The 19,042-nt window shown below is 36.2% G+C and carries 21 protein-coding genes; 10 read left to right on the top strand and 11 right to left on the bottom strand.

From position 1 onward, the window contains the following. Positions 1-338 precede the first annotated feature (338 nt). The 5 genes from BXY58_RS10080 to BXY58_RS17075 form a co-directional block, all read right to left on the bottom strand. Positions 339-1,013, bottom strand: a complete 675-nt coding sequence (locus tag BXY58_RS10080; protein ID WP_120213731.1) for a peroxiredoxin-like family protein — start codon at positions 1,011-1,013, stop codon at positions 339-341. Positions 1,014-1,035: 22 nt separating this feature from the next. Next, the gene (locus tag BXY58_RS10075) at positions 1,036-1,584 is read right to left on the bottom strand and encodes a carboxymuconolactone decarboxylase family protein (RefSeq protein WP_100375168.1); all 549 of its coding nucleotides are present in this window, start codon (positions 1,582-1,584) and stop codon (positions 1,036-1,038) included. A gap of 129 nt (positions 1,585-1,713) precedes the next feature. Further along, on the bottom strand, positions 1,714-2,304 hold the full coding sequence (locus tag BXY58_RS10070) for a Crp/Fnr family transcriptional regulator (RefSeq protein WP_120213730.1): 591 nt from the start codon (positions 2,302-2,304) through the stop codon (positions 1,714-1,716). Positions 2,305-2,471: 167 nt separating this feature from the next. Continuing rightward, on the bottom strand, positions 2,472-2,654 hold the full coding sequence (locus BXY58_RS17080; protein WP_229728426.1) for a cyclic nucleotide-binding domain-containing protein: 183 nt from the start codon (positions 2,652-2,654) through the stop codon (positions 2,472-2,474). A gap of 14 nt (positions 2,655-2,668) precedes the next feature. Continuing rightward, entirely contained in the window at positions 2,669-2,995 is a 327-nt protein-coding gene (locus tag BXY58_RS17075; protein ID WP_229728425.1) for a Crp/Fnr family transcriptional regulator, read from the bottom strand. A 171-nt stretch (positions 2,996-3,166) separates the two neighbouring features. On the opposite strand from BXY58_RS17075, the gene BXY58_RS10060 reads away from it, so the two are divergent. The 3 genes from BXY58_RS10060 (at position 3,167) to BXY58_RS10050 (ending at position 5,362) form a co-directional block, all read left to right on the top strand. After that, entirely contained in the window at positions 3,167-4,042 is an 876-nt protein-coding gene (locus BXY58_RS10060; protein ID WP_100375170.1) for an AraC family transcriptional regulator, read from the top strand. A gap of 112 nt (positions 4,043-4,154) precedes the next feature. After that, the gene (locus tag BXY58_RS10055) at positions 4,155-4,580 is read left to right on the top strand and encodes a YybH family protein (RefSeq protein ID WP_100375171.1); all 426 of its coding nucleotides are present in this window, start codon (positions 4,155-4,157) and stop codon (positions 4,578-4,580) included. A 29-nt stretch (positions 4,581-4,609) separates the two neighbouring features. After that, positions 4,610-5,362, top strand: coding sequence for an SDR family oxidoreductase (locus BXY58_RS10050; protein ID WP_120213729.1), 753 nt, complete (start codon positions 4,610-4,612; stop codon positions 5,360-5,362). Between the two features lie 47 nt (positions 5,363-5,409). Here BXY58_RS10050 and BXY58_RS10045 read toward each other — a convergent pair whose 3' ends face one another. Next, the gene (locus tag BXY58_RS10045; RefSeq protein WP_120213728.1) at positions 5,410-6,000 is read right to left on the bottom strand and encodes a Crp/Fnr family transcriptional regulator; all 591 of its coding nucleotides are present in this window, start codon (positions 5,998-6,000) and stop codon (positions 5,410-5,412) included. Positions 6,001-6,196: 196 nt separating this feature from the next. Here BXY58_RS10045 and BXY58_RS10040 point away from each other — a divergent pair, with 196 nt between their 5' ends. Next, positions 6,197-6,709 (top strand): YceI family protein, encoded by a 513-nt coding sequence (locus BXY58_RS10040; RefSeq protein WP_100375174.1) that lies wholly within the window; start codon positions 6,197-6,199, stop codon positions 6,707-6,709. A 64-nt stretch (positions 6,710-6,773) separates the two neighbouring features. On the opposite strand, the gene BXY58_RS10035 is transcribed toward BXY58_RS10040, so the two are convergent. Next, positions 6,774-7,502 (bottom strand): pirin family protein, encoded by a 729-nt coding sequence (locus BXY58_RS10035; protein ID WP_120213727.1) that lies wholly within the window; start codon positions 7,500-7,502, stop codon positions 6,774-6,776. Between the two features lie 75 nt (positions 7,503-7,577). Beyond that, positions 7,578-8,153, bottom strand: coding sequence for an isochorismatase family protein (locus tag BXY58_RS10030; protein ID WP_120213726.1), 576 nt, complete (start codon positions 8,151-8,153; stop codon positions 7,578-7,580). A gap of 300 nt (positions 8,154-8,453) precedes the next feature. Between BXY58_RS10030 and BXY58_RS10025 the strand changes: the two genes are divergently transcribed. The 4 genes from BXY58_RS10025 (at position 8,454) to BXY58_RS10010 (ending at position 12,850) form a co-directional block, all read left to right on the top strand. Beyond that, positions 8,454-9,032, top strand: coding sequence for a Crp/Fnr family transcriptional regulator (locus tag BXY58_RS10025; RefSeq protein WP_120213725.1), 579 nt, complete (start codon positions 8,454-8,456; stop codon positions 9,030-9,032). Positions 9,033-9,126: 94 nt separating this feature from the next. After that, positions 9,127-9,618, top strand: a complete 492-nt coding sequence (locus tag BXY58_RS10020) for a cupin domain-containing protein (RefSeq protein WP_120213724.1) — start codon at positions 9,127-9,129, stop codon at positions 9,616-9,618. A gap of 941 nt (positions 9,619-10,559) precedes the next feature. Continuing rightward, entirely contained in the window at positions 10,560-11,162 is a 603-nt protein-coding gene (locus tag BXY58_RS10015; protein ID WP_170144218.1) for a helix-turn-helix transcriptional regulator, read from the top strand. A gap of 251 nt (positions 11,163-11,413) precedes the next feature. Next, positions 11,414-12,850 carry a serine hydrolase gene (locus tag BXY58_RS10010; RefSeq protein ID WP_120213722.1) on the top strand — a complete coding sequence of 479 codons (1,437 nt, stop codon included), beginning with the start codon at positions 11,414-11,416 and terminating at the stop codon, positions 12,848-12,850. 109 nt (positions 12,851-12,959) lie between these two features. Here BXY58_RS10010 and BXY58_RS10005 read toward each other — a convergent pair whose 3' ends face one another. Together BXY58_RS10005 and BXY58_RS10000 are read right to left on the bottom strand one after the other, a co-directional pair. Continuing rightward, the gene (locus BXY58_RS10005; protein ID WP_120213721.1) at positions 12,960-13,658 is read right to left on the bottom strand and encodes a DUF1826 domain-containing protein; all 699 of its coding nucleotides are present in this window, start codon (positions 13,656-13,658) and stop codon (positions 12,960-12,962) included. Between the two features lie 12 nt (positions 13,659-13,670). After that, positions 13,671-14,174, bottom strand: coding sequence for a DUF6702 family protein (locus BXY58_RS10000; RefSeq protein ID WP_120213808.1), 504 nt, complete (start codon positions 14,172-14,174; stop codon positions 13,671-13,673). A gap of 60 nt (positions 14,175-14,234) precedes the next feature. On the opposite strand from BXY58_RS10000, the gene BXY58_RS09995 reads away from it, so the two are divergent. After that, positions 14,235-14,813, top strand: coding sequence for a HupE/UreJ family protein (locus BXY58_RS09995; RefSeq protein ID WP_120213720.1), 579 nt, complete (start codon positions 14,235-14,237; stop codon positions 14,811-14,813). A 242-nt stretch (positions 14,814-15,055) separates the two neighbouring features. Beyond that, a complete protein-coding gene (locus tag BXY58_RS09990; protein WP_120213719.1) occupies positions 15,056-17,428 on the top strand; it encodes a M1 family metallopeptidase in 2,373 nt (790 codons plus the stop codon). Positions 17,429-17,534: 106 nt separating this feature from the next. On the opposite strand, the gene BXY58_RS09985 is transcribed toward BXY58_RS09990, so the two are convergent. After that, the gene (locus BXY58_RS09985) at positions 17,535-18,956 is read right to left on the bottom strand and encodes an efflux transporter outer membrane subunit (protein WP_229728424.1); all 1,422 of its coding nucleotides are present in this window, start codon (positions 18,954-18,956) and stop codon (positions 17,535-17,537) included. Positions 18,957-19,042: the final 86 nt, after the last annotated feature.

Genomic DNA, 19,042 nt, shown 5'->3' with positions numbered 1-19,042 from the left:
CAGAATATTAGAATACGATGTCAAAGGAAATATTACCAAGATGCAGGAAAAAGGTATGTTTAATATTATCTATACTACTTAATCTGTCGATAGATTATGGAAGGTAATTACTTAGTTACTAGAAATTCTAGCCACCATTTTGACCACCCTTTAAAATAAAAATCCTCTGATAACAGCGGTTTCAGAGGATTTTTTTATACCCAGGACCGAAGAAATATCGAAACATTTAGTGGAAGATTTGGAAAGAATTTTAGAAATTCGTAATCCTGCCATGTGACCAGGATGAGCTTATCTTCAAACACTCTCATAGATTTGATTCGATTGAACCAAATTAAATGCTACGGCTTCTCTAAGTTTTTGATAAATGTTAATGTGGCATAAGGTTCCGGCCGGAAACGGTAATCAGGATCTGCCAATACGTCCAGAATCTTTCCGTCCTGCCCGATTACGAACCGGGCGGGAATTGGAAGTTCCCAGGCAGAACCCTCATTGATCTTCTGGATATTATTATTAAATCTTTCCATATACAGATCTTTTAAATATTGAGGAAATTCGTACACCAATCCGAATGCTTTTCCGGTTTTGTTGTCATCATCAACAAGAAGATTATATTTCAAATGCAATTCTTCAGCTTGCTTTTCTGTTCGGCTAAAACTTTGTGGCGACAATACGACCAAATCTGCTCCGTTGGCCTGAATTTCAGGATAAAACAGGTCTAAAGCTTTTACTTCTTCGACACAATATGGACACCAGCTTCCTCTGTAGAAGCTAACGACCAACGGTCCCTTTTTTAATAATTCGTAGGATGAGATGATCTCTCCGTTTTGATTTTTAAGATTAAATTCAGGAGCGTGATCGCCTTTTTTCAACACTTTATCCAACGCTCCTGAATCACGGAGAAACTCAATATGTCTTTCCATTGTTTCATTTTGTGCAGCTGTTAATTTGGAACCCCAAAAATCTCTGTGCTTTTTAAGACGTGTTTCTAACTGAAAGTTTTCTGTATTTTTCATTGTTTTGATGATTAAAGGTTAGTTATAATTGATCAGCTAAAGGAAAATCAATTTCAAGGTTCGTAAGATTGTGAATGTAATTGCTAATGATCTTGTCGCCAACGACCATAATGACGTCGATCAGATTAGCTTCAGTATATCCGGCTTCAAAAAACGCGTCAACGCTTTCCTGAGCGGCCTTACCACGATTTTCAACGACAGAAGCCGTGAATTTTGCCAAAGCATCTAATTTTGTATCAAAGGAAGCTTTACCACTGCGGATCTCTAAAATATTTTCTTCTGAAAAACCATTCATTTTACCTAAAACCGTATGGGCAGATTGGCAGTAACGGCATCCGTTGATCTGGCTCGTTACCAGATTGATCACTTCTCTTTCTTTAGGTCTTAATGTGCTTTTACGATTCTGGAATCCAAGATAATCGCTTAATGCAGTTTCATTCTTCCCAAAATAGGCGTATAGATTCGGCACAAAGCCAAGACCTTTCTGAAGATTCTCGAAAATGTTTTGATTGTTGGAAGAAACTTCGTTGCGTGTAGGAACTGTAAATGTTCTGTTGTCTGTTGTACTCATATTCTTTCTTTATATATAAATTATTTGTCATTATTGACATTACAAAGGTGCGGCAATCACCGCTGCGAGTACAATCAACTAGATTAGGAAATCAACAGAAACCAGTTGAACATAAAAAGTGAAACTGGATTAACTTTTTTTGGAGACCCTTATGTTTCTTAGCTTAGACAGATATTGCGTGGTCATTCCAAGGTATGAGGCAAGCGCATACTGGGGTACACGCTGAGTGATAGAAGGATACTTTTTTTCGAATTCCTCATAACGCTGCTCTGCAGTTTTTGTAAGATTGCTGATTAGTCTTCTCTGCATTGCCGCAACAGAACCTTCCGCCATTTTCCTGAAAAAGCTTTCGAATTTATGGTTGGCTGCTTTTAAGTTTTGTTCACTTTCGTAATCGATCTGCAGTATAATGCTGTCTTCCAATGCCATCACGAACATTGATGCCGGCTGCTGGAAGATATATCCGTTGTAATCTGAAATCCACCAATCCTCAATGGCAAACTGGACAGTATGTTCCTCGCCTTCATCAGCGACAACATATGCTCTGAATGCACCTTGTACCACATAATTTCTATATTTTGGAATAAAATCCGGCTGGATGATGAATTGTCTTTTCTTGATTTTGGCTACTTTGAAATAGGAAATAAACTCCTTCATTTCATCCTCGGTAAGGGATACTTTTTTACTGATGTGATCGATAAGCGGCTGAAATGAATCCATATCTATTTCTAAAATTTACATTGCTAATATAAGATATAAAGTTTTATTTGAAAAAATGTAGCGTGTTATGTCGTTCTATTTGGAAAAAATAATATTGTTGATAGATACTTTGTAATCTATATTCCGGGCATCTCCTTGAATTATTTAGTTATAAAAATTATCCCCATCTATTTTTGTTTTCGAATACGGCTCAATGTTTCTTTTGTAATTCCCAGATACGATGCTATCAGGTGCTGCGGGAATCTCTGCAGAAACGCCGGATGAGTTTTAAAAAGATTATTGTACCGCTCAACAGCAGGAAGACTTATCGCATTATTTACGCGGTTTTGCATTGCTATTCCGTAGTTCATGTCCAGTCGTTTTGTCAATTCGTGAAAGCAGTAACTTTTGTCATTTCTTTAATGCCTTCTTGCGAAATCATCAGTATTTTGGTGTCTTCACAAGCTTCAATGTTATAAATAGTCGGCTTGGAGCCCAAAAGACTTTCCCGATCCGCAACCCACCAGTTTTCCAGATAAAGATTGATAACATTTTCTTTGCCTAAGTCATCTCCAGAATATTGTTTCATTGAGCCTTTGATGATAAAACCACAGTATTTGCAGATTTCTCCCTGTTTCAGAAAGAACTGTTTTCTGCCAATTTTTTTGTAAACAAACAACTCTCTTATAAATTCTTTGTCTTCGGAACTCAATGGTGATGTGCTGTGTTCTTCTATGTAACTTAGATAACTGTTAAAAATGGATGTTTTTTAATTTTGTGACGGATGAAAAATTGCACATTTAGTTAGCTTCTTTAATTTAGTCTTGAATAATACACACTATTAAATAAAGAAAAACTAAATTAGTTGTGCAAAGAAATTGTTATGCCTAAAAACGATTCAATTACATTAAATAGAATGGATTACAGCAGTGGGATTGCTGTTGGTATTTGGAACGGATCTACACCAGGTATTATAAAAGCACTTTCACCTCACAGGCACGATCATTATACTTGCATGCTAATTGAAGCTGATCAGCTTGAAGTTGTATTTGATTTTAAGCATTTAACAATGCCGGTGGGGACACTTTTTATCTCTCCTCCTGGACAAGTTCATCAGATTCTAGAGACTCTTAGCGCAACCGGTTGTTATCTGTCTTTTGAAAGCCGTCATATCGGTAGAACGGCACAGACCAGATTGGATAATTTGTTAGAGGAAACCTTGATTATCGCTCTCTCTAATAATGAGCGTGATTGGTTTAGAACAATCTTTGATTCAATGATGAAATTACAAGATCTGAATGATAGCGCTTACAGGCAAGTTGAAGAACCATTGCTTTCAGCTTTTATTGAACAGGCAGTTTTATGCTACAAACGCCAATCATTCATTAATTCCGAAAGTATCAGTCTACGTTCTATCAGTCTCACGAAGGAATTCAGGAATCTTGTAAAATCACATTTCCGGAGTATAAAGCGTCCATCTGAATTTGCAGAAATGCTTAATATAACTGTTGGACATCTAAGCGATACAGTAAAAAAAGTAACTGGTTTATCCGCTTCCGAACATATACAAAAGGAAGTGATGAATGAAGCGCAAAGATTGCTCTACTATACGGAAATAAGCATCAAGGAAATTTCCTATCAGCTAGGATATCAAGATACCAAATATTTCATCAGGCTGTTTAGTAAAAAAGCAGGTTGCTCGCCAAGTGAATATCGGAAGAAATACGCTGAAAACTCAGACCAAACCTTAGATCATTAAGATTGTTCCTTATTTTGTCCACCTTTTACCTTAATTTGTGAGTGGCGTTGCATATGCCAATTGCTCAATTTTGTAAGACAAAAAAATTACTTCTAAAGAAAATTTAAGTCTTATGATTGGACAGAATTTTGTTGAAAGCTCAGTATACTCATTGTCAAAAACTCCCGAGGGAATAGTCGACTCTTTTCTTGCTCATATGAATTCTTTCCATACGGAGACTATGCTTCGTTTCTATGAGGAAGATGCAATCTTTATTAATGATAACGGTGAGCCTAGGAGAGGAAGATTGGAGATTGCGCGAGAATTGGACTGCTTCTTTAAATTCGGTTTGCCAATCAAAATTACAACAAGGAATGTTTATGTAGATGGTAATCTAGCATCACTAATCTTGGGCTGGAGTATAGCAGGTATTGCGAATAATGGTGAAAAAATATGTATGCGAGGAACATCTAATGATTATGCTAAAAGAGGAACCGATGGATATTGGAGATACTGGTTTGAAAATCCCTTTGGTGTTCAAGTGCGCAGCTTATTTTAAAAAACTTTACAATATTAAAAAAATCAGATATGAAAATTTTAGTAGTAGGAGGTACAGGTCTAACAGGGAGGCTTGTAACTAACAAATTGGAAAAACTTGGTCATAAAGTAGTAATTGGTTCGCCATCACAAGGTGTAAATATCCTTACTAGTGAAGGGCTTCAGGAAGCATTGACCGGAACTGAAATAGTAATCGATCTATCAAATTCATCTTCTCCCGAAGGAGAAAATGCACTTCGATTTTTTGAGACTGCGGGAAAGAATCTTGTCAAAGCAGAATTGAATGCTAGTGTTAAGCATCATATCGTTCTATCAATTGTAGGAACAGATGATGCATTGGAAATCGGTTATCTTAGAGCAAAAAAACTTCAAGAGGATACTATTAAAAACTCAGGTATACCTTACACTATAATTAGGTCAACACAATTTCACGAACATGTGGAAGCCATCATCCAAGTTCAGGGAGAAGGGGATAAAGTTTTTGTTTCAAACTTAGACTATCAACCAATTGCACTTGATGATGTTGCCGATTTCATAGTACAATTTTCTTTGGAAGAACCTAAAAATAACACCATTGAAATTGCAGGACCAAGACGTGGCAAAATGGAGGCTTTTGTCTCTGAGTATATTCAAATTACCGGTCAGGATAAAAAAGTGATTATAGACAATGAAAATAAGTATATGCATTTTGTTGTTCCTACTTCACTTTTAGTCCCCGCTGGTCAGTACTCCGTTGGTCAGGTACTTTTTGAGGATTGGGCACTTGAAACATTTAAAAGCTAAATTTCACCTTTGGAAATCAGGAAATGGTTTAATTAAGATTTTGAAAATTATTTTTGTTTTCGGATACGACTCAATGTTTCTTTTGTAATTCCCAGATACGATGCTATCAGGTGCTGCGGGAATCTCTGAAGAAACGCAGGATGAGTTTTAAAAAGATTATTGTAACGCTCAACTGCAGGAAGGCTAATTGCATTGTTAACGCGGTTTTGCATTGCAATTCCGTGGTTCATGTCCAGTCGTTTTGTCAATTCGTTGAAAGCCGGAACTTTTGTCATTTCTTTAATGCCTTCCTGCGAAATCATCAGTATTTCGGTGTCTTCACAAGCTTCAATGTTATAAATAGTCGGCTTGGAGCCCAAAAGACTTTCCCGATCCGCAACCCACCAATTTTCCAGATAAAGATTGATGACATTTTCTTTACCCAAATCATCCACAGAATATTGTTTCATTGCTCCGTTACTAATAAAACCGCAATATTTGCAGATTTCTCCCTGTTTCAGAAAAAACTGTTTTCTGCCAATTTTTTTGTAAACAAACAACTCTCTTATAAATTCTTTGTCTTCGGAGCTCAATGGTGATGTGCTGTGTTCTTCTATGTAACTAAAAAGGATTAAAAAACTGTCTTGATTGATATTCATATGAAATGCTAACCTTATTCTAGATTGACGAATTTAATGAAAATAATGTAGTCGTTATTGACTATTATAAAGTCCAAATCAAAAATTAATTGTTGAATTTATCCGATACAATATATTTATTATCAAATATCAACAATTTCCGTTCGGTACTCCCTATAGATTTGCAGTATAAATAACAATTTAAAACATAATTACAATGGCAACAAAATGGAACCTGGATCCGACACACAGTGAATTGACTTTCAAAGTTAGACATATGATGATATCAAATGTCAAAGGAAATTTCACCAATTTTGATGTACAGCTGGAAGCGGAGGACGATACTTTTGCAAACGTAAAAACAGTGGCAACCATTCAGACAGATTCTATCTCTACGTATAATTCCGACAGAGACAATCACCTGAAGTCTGCAGACTTTTTTAACGTTGAAGTACATCCTACAATCACTTTCGAAGCTTCAGCGCTTAGTGACGATGTAACCGGAAATCTTACCATCAACGGAATTACAAAACCAATTACCCTTGATGTAGATTTCAACGGAATCAAGACAGATCCTTACGGAAATATAAGGGCGGGATTTTCTTTCGAAGGAAAAATCAATAGGAAAGATTTCGGACTTACTTGGCACGCTGCACTTGAAGGTGGAGGAGTAATGGTAAGTGATGAGGTAAAATTGGCAGGTGAATTACAGTTTGTAAAACAGCAATAAGCAGACTTGAATATAATAGAAAAGCCTTTGGAACTTCAAAGGCTTTTCCATTTTGTAGGTGTGATCAATGGAATTTATTTCCGCTGAACATTCCCGTCTCACTGTATTTGGCATCTTTTTTTATCTGAAATAAAACCAGGTCACTTTCTGTAGTCGCTTTTAGAGGAAGATTTTCTTCAAGAATCACGCTGTCGCCTTTTGCAATGATCTCGTTTCCGATTTTAATTCCTCCGTTGAAACAGTAAATAAAATTGATGAATTCTTCATTCCATTCTGGGATTTCCACAACTTTATCTTTTTGTAGTCTGATGTCGAAAATATTGGTTTCTACCCTTAATTTCAATGGTGAATCAGCTCTGTTTCCGGCGACCAATCTCCAGATATTTTCACTGAAAACATTTTCAAATTGATGAAACTGAACCTGCGGTGGCAAATCATTTTCAGAAGGTCGCATAAAGATTTGGAGCATTTCCACATCTTCTTCGGCACTTTCTTCGTGTGAAATTCCGCTTCCGGAATTCATCAACATCATATAAGAATTATTCAGATGTTCCTTTTTGCCGGTGCTGTCCATATGAATCATCTTTCCGGAACGGATGTATGAAAATATTTCGTCATCCTGATGCGGATGCATCGGAACTAAACCGGGAGGTTTAAATAAGGCGTGGTCAATTCTTCCAATGGTTAAAAATCCCGTATCATTTTTTCCTAGATTCGTTCCCGGATATAATATTTCAACGTGAAATGTCTGGTTTCCGTGGGTATGCTTTTCTGAAGCTCTGATGATTTTCATAATGTAGGTTTTAATATTAAAAAAGAAACACCGCTTTTATATTTTGCAACGATGTTTCTTTTTGTAAATCAAATTTTAATGATAGTTTAAAATACCAACCAGTTTTTGCCCGTTCGGACTGGTCCAGTCAATCGCCAGTTCAGAAATAATCTGGTCAACTGTCGTGATAATTGCTCCCGCTTGTCTCATTCTTTCTAAAGCCAAATTATCGCCATATTGGGTATAAGAAGCTGATGCGTCTGCAGAAACCTGCACTTCATATCCTTCATCCAGCATCTGTAAAACCGGAAAAGTGACACAAATTTCAGTAGTAACGCCTGCTACAAAAAGTTTTTTTCTACCTAACGCTTTTACCGCTTTATTGAAACCTTCGTGGTGCATAGCATTTACTATTCCCGGACGTTTGATTCGGGCTTTATACGCTTCAGGTAATATTTCCTGTAGTTCGGGAATCAATGGTCCCTGAACTTGGTCTTCCATACTTGATGTTAAAATAACAGGAAGATTTAAGGCTTTTGCAATTTTTGCCAGCTTAATGGCATTTTGTTTTACCAAATTAATGTCGTGAGAATGTGTCCACGCCATTGTTCCTACTTGGTGGTCGATAAGTAGTATCGCTGCGTTTTCCGGATTGAATGCTTTTGTGTGCATAATAAATGTATTTAAGTTAATATTATTTTATTCTGTACTTCAGCCGTGTAATTGCTTATTGTACAGGACAAAATTAGGCTGAGTTGATTCGTGAAAACGGTGATATTTGATACAAAAAAACTGTGACAAATGTCAATAAATTTTATTTAATGATTGATTTTTAGGTAGTTAATGTTTTGTTTTTTATAGTAGTAGCTTTTAGTAAATAATAATAAGATTAAATATAATTAATGACAATCGAACGAAATTTTTTAAATTTGATAAATAACGATTTTCGTTATCGCCTTTTAAAAAACTAAAATGTACGAACCACTTTTTGACTACATAGAACGCTACAGTAATTCGAGTCTTTCATCTGAAGAGAAAGAGAAGATTCAGTCATTATTGTTGCCGAAAAAATTAAGGAAAAAACAATACTTTCTTGAGGAAGGAAATGTTTGTCCGTACACAGGTTTTGTACTAAAAGGTGCGATGAGACAGTTCAGTGTAGACAGTCACGGGATTGAGTACATTTTACAATTGGCACTGGAAAACTGGTGGATTGTTGACAGACAAAGTTTTATGAATCAGACTCCTTCAAAATATTATATCGAAGCTTGGGAAAATACGGAATTACTGATTTTACCAAGACCCAATCTTGATGCTTTTCTGGAAATTCCGTCAGTGAGAGATATGTTCTGGAAAATGAGCGAAAACAATCATATTGCTTCGCAAAAACGTGTCGATGATGCAATTAGTCTCAGTGCTTTAGAGCGTTATGAAAGTTTTGTTCAGCTGCATCCGGATATGATTCAAAGATTTCCTTTGCACCAGATTGCTTCTTATTTGGGAATTTCCCGTGAAACGCTCAGCAGAATCAGAAAGCAGAGTTTTCGTTAATTAATATCTGTTGCATTAATTGTGACAAATGTCAACGATTCCAAAAGTTTTGCCAGTGTAAATTTGTTTCATTAATAATTTTAAGACAAAAACTATGCATGCAGATATCAAAATTATAGACCAGGTAAGTGGCAAAAGATTGGCTGTTGCTGGAGGAAATTATCGAATTATTATTTCTGGTGAAGAAACGGAAAATCGTTTTGCTGTTATCGAAATGACCGTCCCACCTAATGGAGGCCCGCCACCGCATGCTCATCCAAATACGCACGAAACTTTCTACATTTTGGAAGGCGAAGTTGAATTTAAAACAGAGAATGGAAAAACTGTTGTTTCCAAAGGAGGATTTGTGGAAATTCCTTTTGGTGGTGCTGTTCATTGTTTTAAAAATACTTCTGGTTCTTTCGCCAAACTTCTCTGTACTGTAATGCCGGCAGGATTGGAAAAAATCTTCGAAGCGATTGGGCAACCAGTTTCCGAAGGTGAGTTTTTGCCAGTTCCGGAGATGACTGAAGAACGGAAAATTTTCCTGCAAAATCTGGATGAGAAGTTCGGACAGAAAACCTTTCCCCCTGATTATTTAGAGTAATTATTCAAATTTATCAATAAAGAAGATTTCTATCAATTTGTATTTGATAATCTTCATATTTTGAGAGTCATGGATTAGAGATCTGATTTAAGTAGAATCCTAGAATTGCGCAAAGTACACAATAATAAATTGCAGAGAATGATAAGAAGAAAGCTGAGTGTCAAAGCTGTCAAAAGTTTTGAATCTGGCAAATACAGTAGAGAACTAATTTTCACTCAAAAAATAAATGAAAATTGAGATTCACTGGCAAAATGTACTAATTATCGTAGTTCAATCGGGAACTGTTAATGTGTTGATTTACATTGAAATATAAGGTTGGAGGTGTACAAAAGTAGTACAATTGTACATTTAAATTTATCGTCAAATATTGTAAAATATTGGTTCACAAGTGTTTAATGTGACGAGATGCGTTCGGAAAAGTAGAAAAAAAAGATGTTGCAGCATCTTAATTCTGTACCACTTTTGTACACCTTGTATTGAGTAAACTACCATTAATAACCACTTCTTTAGATACTGTATCGGGAAATAATCGCCATTTCTAAGCCATTTGTTGACATATTTATATCACTACAAAAAGAATGCAGAGTTAATAGGTCGTATAATTACAAAATTATAGCACCTAAAAACAATCTTCCCAGATTTATAAACTCTTTAATGAGATGGCGTTATCTTTTCGACTGTTTTTCAATCATGTGAAATTTGAGGACCGTTTGTCACATAATGTTTTCAGATAAAGTATGAATATCACTTTTTATAAGCCAAAATCAGATCTGTTAAGCCGGTATATTGAGGGATTTTATTTTATTTCTGAGAATGATACCCTAAAATCAAATCAATATTGGACATTTCCCAGTAATTTCTGTCTTGCAACCATTTGTCAGGACACAGAATTAATTCCTGAAGAAAACAAAATCACAATAAGGAAATCAATCATTAAAAGGATGGATTCATTTCTCTTCTATAACATTTCCAAACCAGTTAACGTTACCTACGAAGAGCCTAGAAATGAACTGACGATATACTTCAAACCTCTTGCTATTTTTCATTTTTTTCCTGAAGTGTCTTTATCATCAACTGCAGACCATTTGGAGAATTTCAAACCATATCCTGATTATCAATCTGAAATTCAGGATCTATTGAAAATGAATAACAAAGATGAACAGGCAAATATTTTAGAAAATTATCTTATCTCCAAACTTTTTAGTCCGAAACTCGAAATGATTCAAGACATCCTGCAAAAAGCTGAAGAAGGATGGAAATTAAATGACATTGCTGAATCAATGGGTATATCCAGACAATATCTTCATAGGACATTTTTAAAATATATGGGAAAGTCTCCGTCTCTGTATAAAAGAATACACCGCTTCAGGCAGGTTACCTCTTCTCTGCAAACCAATGAAAAATTCATTTCATTGTCACACGAAAATTCATTTTTTGATCAGCCCCATTTTAACAGAGAGTTCAAAGCGCTAACTGGTGTTGTTCCTACCATATTTTTCAAAAACATTAATGATTCAAAAGATATGCTCTGGCTTTTTGTTTAATGGTTTACATTCATACAATGTTCAAGGTATTTGTATCTATAATTTTGTACTCATAAACAATAGGCAAGAAAACCTTTATGAAATTAAATTATAATCTTCCACCAAAATCTTGTGGTCATCTTATAAGGAATTTTACAGCAACTGCAATATTGTTGGTTAAAAGACAAAATCAGATGATTACTTTTCAATAAATATTACAAAAAGAAAAGGGAAATAATACATAATGAAACAACCGCTATAATTTTTTTATAATGATAAGATACTTTCTGGTAAGATTACTATTTATTCTTTTGGGAACATTAGCTTTTGGACAATCGGTTAACCTGCCTGCCATAAGAAAACAACTGCATATTCTTGAGAAGGAGAATTACTTTAGTGGTGTTGTTTTGATTGCCAAAGGTGATAAAACGATCTATAAGAAAGCTTTTGGATATGCTAATATGGCCGACAAAATTCCCAATAAAACAAATACCAAATTTAATTTGGCTTCTATGAACAAAATGTTTACGGGTTTAGCCATTATGCAATTAGCAGAAAAGGGAAAGCTTTCGCTAAATGACAAACTCGGTAAATATTTACCGGATTTCCCCAATAAACTCATAGCCGATTCCGTCACCATTCATCAATTATTGACACACACTTCCGGAATGGGAAACTTTTGGGCTGAACACGACAAACTGGCGAAAGAAAAATTTAAAACGGTAAGTGATTATTTGCCGCTTTACGTACATCAAGAATTACTATTTTCTCCCGGGAAAGGTTTTCAATACAGCAATTCGGGGTATATGGTTTTAGGACTGATCATCGAAAAAATCTCCAAGTTAAATTATTTCGATTATGTAAGAACTTATATTTTCGAACCCGCAAAAATGAAGGATACAGATTCTTATGATTTGGAAGAAGCAATCCCGAATATGGCAACAGGATATACAATGCTATTAGAAAAGCCAGGACATTGGAAAAACAATATGTACAGTAATGTAATCAAAGGTACACCAGCAGGTGGAGGATATTCGACAGCGGAGGATCTCCTGAGATTTTCTATCGCCCTTCAACAAAACAAAATACTGAATAAAGAATTTACACACCTGTATTCCACCGGCCAAGTGAAATATAAAGAAGGCTTTTACGCTCATGGTGTCGTTGAGAATTTTTTAAACGGTCAAAGAATGCTTGGACATACGGGCGGACATTTCGGAATAGCAAATGAACTGATGATTTTCCCGGAGTCCGGCTATACCGTTGTAATTTTAACAAACGGAGAAGTTGAAAATTATTGGGAAGCTTCCAATCTCATTAAAAAGGAATTAACCGGAAGTACCAATGCAACAGATAACTTTTTCTATACAAAAGATGTTATCCGGACAGTGGAACAAAATGGCCTTGCTGACGGAATAAAAAAGTTAAAAGCCGATTCAAGCAAAAAATATATCCTTAAGGAGAATTTAATAGAAAGATACGGGCAAAAGTTCCTTTTCGAAAAAAAATATAATCAGGCAATTCATCTGTTTCAACTGTGTACTATTCAGTTCCCTGATTCTGCCACACCTTACTACAACCTGAGCGAAGCTTACAGATTATCCCATCAAACGGAAAAAGCCATCGAATCGTTGAAAATCTATCTAAAAAAAGAGCCATTGGATAAGGAAGCTGAGATAAAGTATGAAATTTTAAAAAACAGTAAATAGTTATTCTATTAATTTAAAGATGGTATTAAATCTTTTCCCATATTACCCAGATATGTTGATGGATTGAAAATCGGATATGTCACAATTGCAATCTAAGTAAAGCTATTTACTAGCAAATCAAAAGCAATCGATATTCACCATCGTTTTCTGTTGGTGCACGATGAACACACGGCGGGACTTTCTGTTCCGGATGATCTACAGATAGTCTCCACAGATGACCTAATCCCAGGTTAATGGATTTTGCGTTAGCTTTTGGCTGATAGTGCAAATCAAAATAGTTGTCTTTTAAGAAGTCTTCAAAATCTCCATCTTGGTCGTTGTGTAACTCTTTAAGCCTATCTCTGATTTCAGGAATCAGAACTTTTTGTTCAGCCTGATCATTGGGAAGAATATCACTTGCTGCACCGTAATAGGTGCACAAAAAAGTATCTGTTCCAAAGGGTGAACGATCAACGTGGTAAGAGTAAACATCCGTAGAAATAAAATCAAATTCATCATCTCGCTCATACTTTTTAAGTAAATTAAGAGAAGGTGATGCTCCAAAATCAGTCAGCAATCTTAAATCACTTAAAATGATTTCTCTGGCAAGGACGCCGTTGGCGGACAGATTTAGAGTTAAAAGATCGTCAATAGAAATTTCGGTAATATTGTCTTTCAATTCCAATTTGGATACGATTTCTTTGAAATCACCAACCAGATGTCTTTCCCAGCAAATGGCGTTCATCGTTCCAGAAAAATTCGTCTCTACAAGTTGGGAAAAACCAGAAACGACTTTAATTTGGCTGTTATTGGAAAATTCGTTCTTCATAATTTTAATTCATCAAAACTCCTGAAACAGATAACGGTCTGGATAATTCAGCTTTTCACTTTTTCGTTGACCATTTATGACGATGTGGATGATATTCATTTGGTCATCAAAAAGATTATAAAGAAAACTGACAGCAGTTTCCACTTTTTTAGGATTAGTTACAGTTTCTGATTCCAGAAAAATATCCACACTTTCCTTATCTTCTTCATATCCAATGAATTTAACTTTTACAAACTGATTATTCACTTTCAGTTTTACATATTCGGAAGCGTAATTTTTCAAAGCTTCATTCATTTCTTTTTCAGATTTTGGATTAAGGAAATGGAGATTTTTTCCATATTTTTTATTAATGGCGTTCTCCAAATCATCCATAAAAAATCGTCCGGAAATTTCAAATGCTTTTGACTTTTGGTTATAATTAAATTCCATAGAACCAACGTGATAAGGATGAACCTTGAACGAGAAAAGTGCTACAAACAAAAACAGAAAAACAACTGCAGAAAAAAAGTTCTTCATCAGACCAAAATTTAAGTCGAAATTAATCATTATTTTCGTAATTCTTTTTAAAATGATAGGATGCAGGATTTTATTTTTTACCTGAAATTGGGTTGGGAACACATTATTTCTTTGGATGCGCTGGATCATCAGCTTTTTATTTTGGCTTTGATCGCCGTTTATTCTTACAACGATTTCAAAAAAATCCTGATTCTCGTAACAGCCTTTACTATCGGGCATTCCATCACTTTGGCGCTCAGCTCACTTAATGTTTTAAGAGTTCCGGGCAACTGGGTAGAGTTTCTCATTCCTTTGACTATTGTCATCACGTCGTTAGATAATATTCTGATGAAAAATAATCAGAAAACGCTGATGAGAATGAACTATTATCTGGCAATGATTTTCGGACTCATCCACGGAATGGGATTTGCAAACACGGCCAGAATGATGTTGGCAAAAGAGCAGAGCATTTTCGTTCCGCTTTTAGGCTTCAATATTGGTTTGGAACTGGGGCAGATTGCTTTGGTCGTTGCGATTCTGATTCTACTTTTTATTTTGCTAAAGATTTTCCGTGTCAACAGAAAAGACTGGATTCTATTCGTTTCCTCGGGCGTTTTCGCATTGGCGCTCAAAATGACTTTGGAAAGACTTCCTTTTTAATTATTAATCTCTTTTTGATTTGGGCAGCTATTCCGCGCTCCGTTCCCGCTATTTTTTACCTTCCAAAAGTCCTCGCAAAAAATGAGCTCCACTCAGCTCGGGCTGCGTGTGATTCTATGTTTAAGATTCTTATTTAGAATTAATCTTTACTGCTAAAAATAGTTGCCAATCTTTATTTCATTCGTAACAATTTCCTAAATTTGATTACTTGTAAAGAATTATTATCTAATTGTTTTGAAAAAATGAAGTTAAAAGTTTTAGGACTTTTATTCTGTTCTGCTGTGGTGTCGGCACAGAATATCCAGAATAATCCGGGAAGCAACCACGGAAATAAATTTGAACAACTCGGAACGATCCTTCCAACACCCAATGTTTACAGAACCGCCTCTGGTTCGCCGGGACAAGCCTACTGGCAGCAACGTGCAGATTATGACATCGAAGCTTATCTGGACGAAGATAAGAGAAATCTGAAAGGCTCAGAAACCATCACTTATTACAACAATTCTCCGGACGATTTGGATTATCTCTGGCTTCAGCTGGACGAAAATCAGCAATCAACTGTGAAAAATGCGGATTATCCTTTTTCTTCAATGTTACCGAAAATAACGGTCTTAGAAAACTTAAAAGCATCAGAACTTCCTGTTTCAGATAATGGTTATGGTGTTAATTTGGAGAAAGTAACCGATGCTTCCGGCAATCCGTTGAAATATGTGGTCAACAAAACAATGATGCGTATTGACCTTCCAAAAGCATTGAAGAAAGGAGAAAAATTCGTTTTCAAAGTTAATTGGAATTACAACATCCCAAATCGTATCGAAATGGGCGGAAGAGGTGGTTATGAAAATTTTCCTGAAGATGGAAACGATCTTTACACAATGACGCAATGGTTCCCAAGAATGTGTGTTTACAGTGATTTCCACGGTTGGCAGAACCATCAGTTCACAGGACGTGGCGAGTTTGCTTTGGTTTTCGGAAATTATAAAGTCAAAATGAATGTTCCTGCTGACCACATTGTTGGCGGAACTGGAGAATGTAAGAACTATGAACAGGTTTTAACGTCTGAGCAATTAGCAAGATATAGAAAAGCCGAATCTGCAAACGAACCAGTTGAAATTGTGACTTTGGACGAAGCTAAGAAAGCAGAAAAAAATCATTCAAAGCAAAGAAAAATCTGGATTTTCGAGGCGAATGACGTTCGTGATTTTGCCTGGACTTCTTCACGAAAATTTATTTGGGACGGAATGCGCGTTACGATTCCTGAAAACAATAACAAAGTAATGGCGATGAGTTTCTACGGAAAAGAAGCTTACGGATTGTACAGAAAATTCTCTACAAAAGCTGTTGCACATACGATTAAAACTTATTCAGAATTCACGATTCCTTATCCATATCCGGTAGCACAATCTGTAGAAGCGGCGAACGGAATGGAATATCCGATGATCTGTTTCAATTACGGAAGAACAGAAAAAGACGGAACTTATTCCGAAGCGATTAAAAACGGAATGTTGGGAGTAATCATTCACGAAGTGGGACATAACTTTTTCCCAATGATCATCAATTCTGACGAGAGACAATGGAGCTGGATGGATGAAGGTCTCAATACTTTTGTTGAATATCTGACTGAGGAAAAATGGGATAATAAATTCCCATCGAAACGTGGTCCGGCCTGGACAATTGTGGATTATATGAAACTTCCGAAAGACGAATTAGAACCGATAATGTCTAATTCGGAAAACATTGCGAGATTTGGTCCGAATGCTTACTCAAAGCCGGCAACGGGACTTAACATTCTTCGTGAAACGATTATGGGAAGAGAGTTGTTTGATAAAGCGTTCAAGACTTATGCGAAAAGATGGGCGTTCCGTCATCCTGAACCGGCAGATTTTTTCAGAACAATGGAAGATGCGAGTGGAGAAGACCTGGATTGGTTCTGGAGAGGTTGGTTCTACGGAACAGACCCAGTTGATATTTCGCTAGATAAAGTGACGATTGCAACGCCTGATTTTGGCGCCGTTCCAAAATCTGAAACGGTGAAATATACTGTCGAAAAACCTGTGCTAAATGAGTTTGAAGATGTTTCTAAAATCAGAAATAGAGAAGATAAGAATATCAAGTTTTATGCTGATACCGACAAAGATGTTCAGGATTTCTATTACAGATATGACCGCGGACAGGAGAAAGTGGATACTTCAAAAGAGTATAATCTGACAACCGGAAATCTCGAAAAATTAGGTGCGAAAGACATTAAAAAAGAAAATAATGTTACCGCTTATCAAATCGATTTTTCTAACAAAGGCGGATTGGTAATGCCGATTATTTTAGAATTCACCTTTGAAGATGGTTCAAAACTGAATGATAAAATCAGTGTTCAAATCTGGAGACATAATGAGCAAAAAGCTTCAAAAACTTATTATTTTGATAAGAAACTGAAGTCTGTTCAACTGGACCCAATGAGAGAAACGGCCGATATTGATACGTCTAACAACTTCTGGACCGCTTCAAGCTCATCAGAAGCACCAAGCAAGTTCCAGGTTTTTAAACAAAAGCAAAAAGATGCAGCCAGAGGTGCTTCCAACGGAAAAGTGAATCCAATGCAAGCTGCTGGAAAGAAATAAATAAAAAAATAGTAATTCTGAATTTCAGAGCTTTTTTATTGATGTTAATCAAAAATGCAGTCCCAAAAGACTGCATTTTTTTAACAATTTAATTTAAATATAGAAATTATTTCCAACCGCCACCCAAAGCGCGGTACAAATCAACAATACTGCTTAGTCGCTGTCTTTTTATGGAAGCAAGATTCAACTCGGCTTGTAGAGAATTTCCCTGAGCTGTGATGACTTCCAGGTAATTAACCAAACCGCTTTTATAAAGCTTTTCAGCACTTTGGATTCCTGATTTTAAGGTTGTCACTTGTTCTGCAGCTTTCTGTTCCTGAACTTTCAGACTTTCGTTAGACACTAATGCATCGGAAACTTCACCAACGGCATTCAGAACAGATTGACGAAAGGCCAGAACATTTTTCTCTCTTTGGATTTTCGCTACATTCAGGTTGGTTTTCAATTGTCTTTTCTGGAAAACCGGTTGTGTGATTCCTCCTAAAGCAGAACCAAACAAAGAAGCCGGAATCTGAAACCAGTTATCAATTTTGAAAGAATTCACACCGCCATTAGCAGTGATTTTCAAAGAAGGATACATATTCGCCTGGGCAATGCCGATCAAAGCATTGGATTCTAACAAAACCAATTCCTGCTGACGAACATCCGGACGGCGGCTTATCATTGCTGCAGGCAATCCGGCAGAGAAATTCTGAGGTAACGATGTATCAGACATCTCAATCGTTCTGTTGATTTTAGTCGGATTTTCGCCTACCAAAATACTTAACGCATTTTCCTGGATTTTAATATTCTGTTCCAGTTGCGTAATCAGGAGTTCTGTATATTCCTTTTGCGCTTTGGATTGCTGAACACCTAAAGAGGTTGCATCGCCGCTTTGCCAGATTTTTTCTGTTATGTTTAATGTGTTTTTGCTTAATTCCAGGTTCGATTTGGCGATTTCCAATTGTTTATCCAGCATCAAAAGGTTGTAATAACCTTGTGCAATGGCTGCAACAACTTGCGTTTGAATTGCCTTTGTCGCTTCATAGGTCTGCAGATATTGCATTTTCGAAACTTCCTGCTGATTCTTGATTTTGCCCCAGATGTCGGCTTCCCAAGACAGATTGAACGCTGCATTATAATCTTCAACATAACTTTTTCCAAGGAACAAGTTGATGCTTTGTCCGTTCAAACTATTATCAGAAGGTCTTGTAATTTGACCTGTAACGCCAAAACCAACTTCTGGATATTGCATATATTTTGCCTGTTTCAATCGTTCCTGCGAAGAGGCAACCTGTTTCAAGGCAATCTGCAAGTCATAATTATTTTTGATGCCCTTTTCGATCAGACCTTGTAAAATCGGATCATTGAAAAACTGTCGCCATTCCAGGTTGGCGACACTTGCTGTGTCAGCTGTTGCCGTGTATTGGAAAGTTTCCGGCAGTTCCGGGCTCACTTTGTCCAATGCTAATTTGGGCATACAGGAAACTGCACTTGCTACGACTGCTGTGGAAACTACAATCTCTTTTATTTTTTTTATAATGTTCATTGAGTGTTATTTTTTATCGCAAAGGCGCAAATAATCTTTATTGTCAAAAGCTCTAAGTCACAAAATAAAATCGGAATTTTAAATCT

This window comes from Epilithonimonas arachidiradicis (assembly GCF_003610695.1).
GTDB lineage: Bacteria > Bacteroidota > Bacteroidia > Flavobacteriales > Weeksellaceae > Epilithonimonas > Epilithonimonas arachidiradicis.
This window is presented reverse-complemented; position numbering and strand designations above follow the sequence as displayed.

Bases quoted from the DNA above. Each gene is read 5' to 3' on its own strand.
- BXY58_RS10080 (WP_120213731.1), bottom strand. From the start codon at position 1,013: ATGAAAAATACAGAAAACTTTCAGTTAGAAACACGTCTTAAAAAGCAC.
- BXY58_RS10005 (WP_120213721.1), bottom strand. From the start codon at position 13,658: ATGAAGAACGAATTTTCCAATAACAGCCAAATTAAAGTCGTTTCTGGT.
- BXY58_RS10025 (WP_120213725.1), top strand. From the start codon at position 8,454: ATGTACGAACCACTTTTTGACTACATAGAACGCTACAGTAATTCGAGT.
- BXY58_RS10045 (WP_120213728.1), bottom strand. From the start codon at position 6,000: ATGAATATCAATCAAGACAGTTTTTTAATCCTTTTTAGTTACATAGAA.
- BXY58_RS10030 (WP_120213726.1), bottom strand. From the start codon at position 8,153: ATGCACACAAAAGCATTCAATCCGGAAAACGCAGCGATACTACTTATC.
- BXY58_RS09985 (WP_229728424.1), bottom strand. From the start codon at position 18,956: ATGAACATTATAAAAAAAATAAAAGAGATTGTAGTTTCCACAGCAGTC.
- BXY58_RS10000 (WP_120213808.1), bottom strand. From the start codon at position 14,174: ATGAAGAACTTTTTTTCTGCAGTTGTTTTTCTGTTTTTGTTTGTAGCA.
- BXY58_RS10020 (WP_120213724.1), top strand. From the start codon at position 9,127: ATGCATGCAGATATCAAAATTATAGACCAGGTAAGTGGCAAAAGATTG.
- BXY58_RS17080 (WP_229728426.1), bottom strand. From the start codon at position 2,654: ATGAACTACGGAATAGCAATGCAAAACCGCGTAAATAATGCGATAAGT.
- BXY58_RS10015 (WP_170144218.1), top strand. From the start codon at position 10,560: ATGGATTCATTTCTCTTCTATAACATTTCCAAACCAGTTAACGTTACC.
- BXY58_RS10075 (WP_100375168.1), bottom strand. From the start codon at position 1,584: ATGAGTACAACAGACAACAGAACATTTACAGTTCCTACACGCAACGAA.
- BXY58_RS10060 (WP_100375170.1), top strand. From the start codon at position 3,167: ATGCCTAAAAACGATTCAATTACATTAAATAGAATGGATTACAGCAGT.
- BXY58_RS09995 (WP_120213720.1), top strand. From the start codon at position 14,235: ATGCAGGATTTTATTTTTTACCTGAAATTGGGTTGGGAACACATTATT.
- BXY58_RS10035 (WP_120213727.1), bottom strand. From the start codon at position 7,502: ATGAAAATCATCAGAGCTTCAGAAAAGCATACCCACGGAAACCAGACA.
- BXY58_RS10070 (WP_120213730.1), bottom strand. From the start codon at position 2,304: ATGGATTCATTTCAGCCGCTTATCGATCACATCAGTAAAAAAGTATCC.
- BXY58_RS09990 (WP_120213719.1), top strand. From the start codon at position 15,056: ATGAAGTTAAAAGTTTTAGGACTTTTATTCTGTTCTGCTGTGGTGTCG.
- BXY58_RS10050 (WP_120213729.1), top strand. From the start codon at position 4,610: ATGAAAATTTTAGTAGTAGGAGGTACAGGTCTAACAGGGAGGCTTGTA.
- BXY58_RS10010 (WP_120213722.1), top strand. From the start codon at position 11,414: ATGATAAGATACTTTCTGGTAAGATTACTATTTATTCTTTTGGGAACA.
- BXY58_RS10055 (WP_100375171.1), top strand. From the start codon at position 4,155: ATGATTGGACAGAATTTTGTTGAAAGCTCAGTATACTCATTGTCAAAA.
- BXY58_RS10040 (WP_100375174.1), top strand. From the start codon at position 6,197: ATGGCAACAAAATGGAACCTGGATCCGACACACAGTGAATTGACTTTC.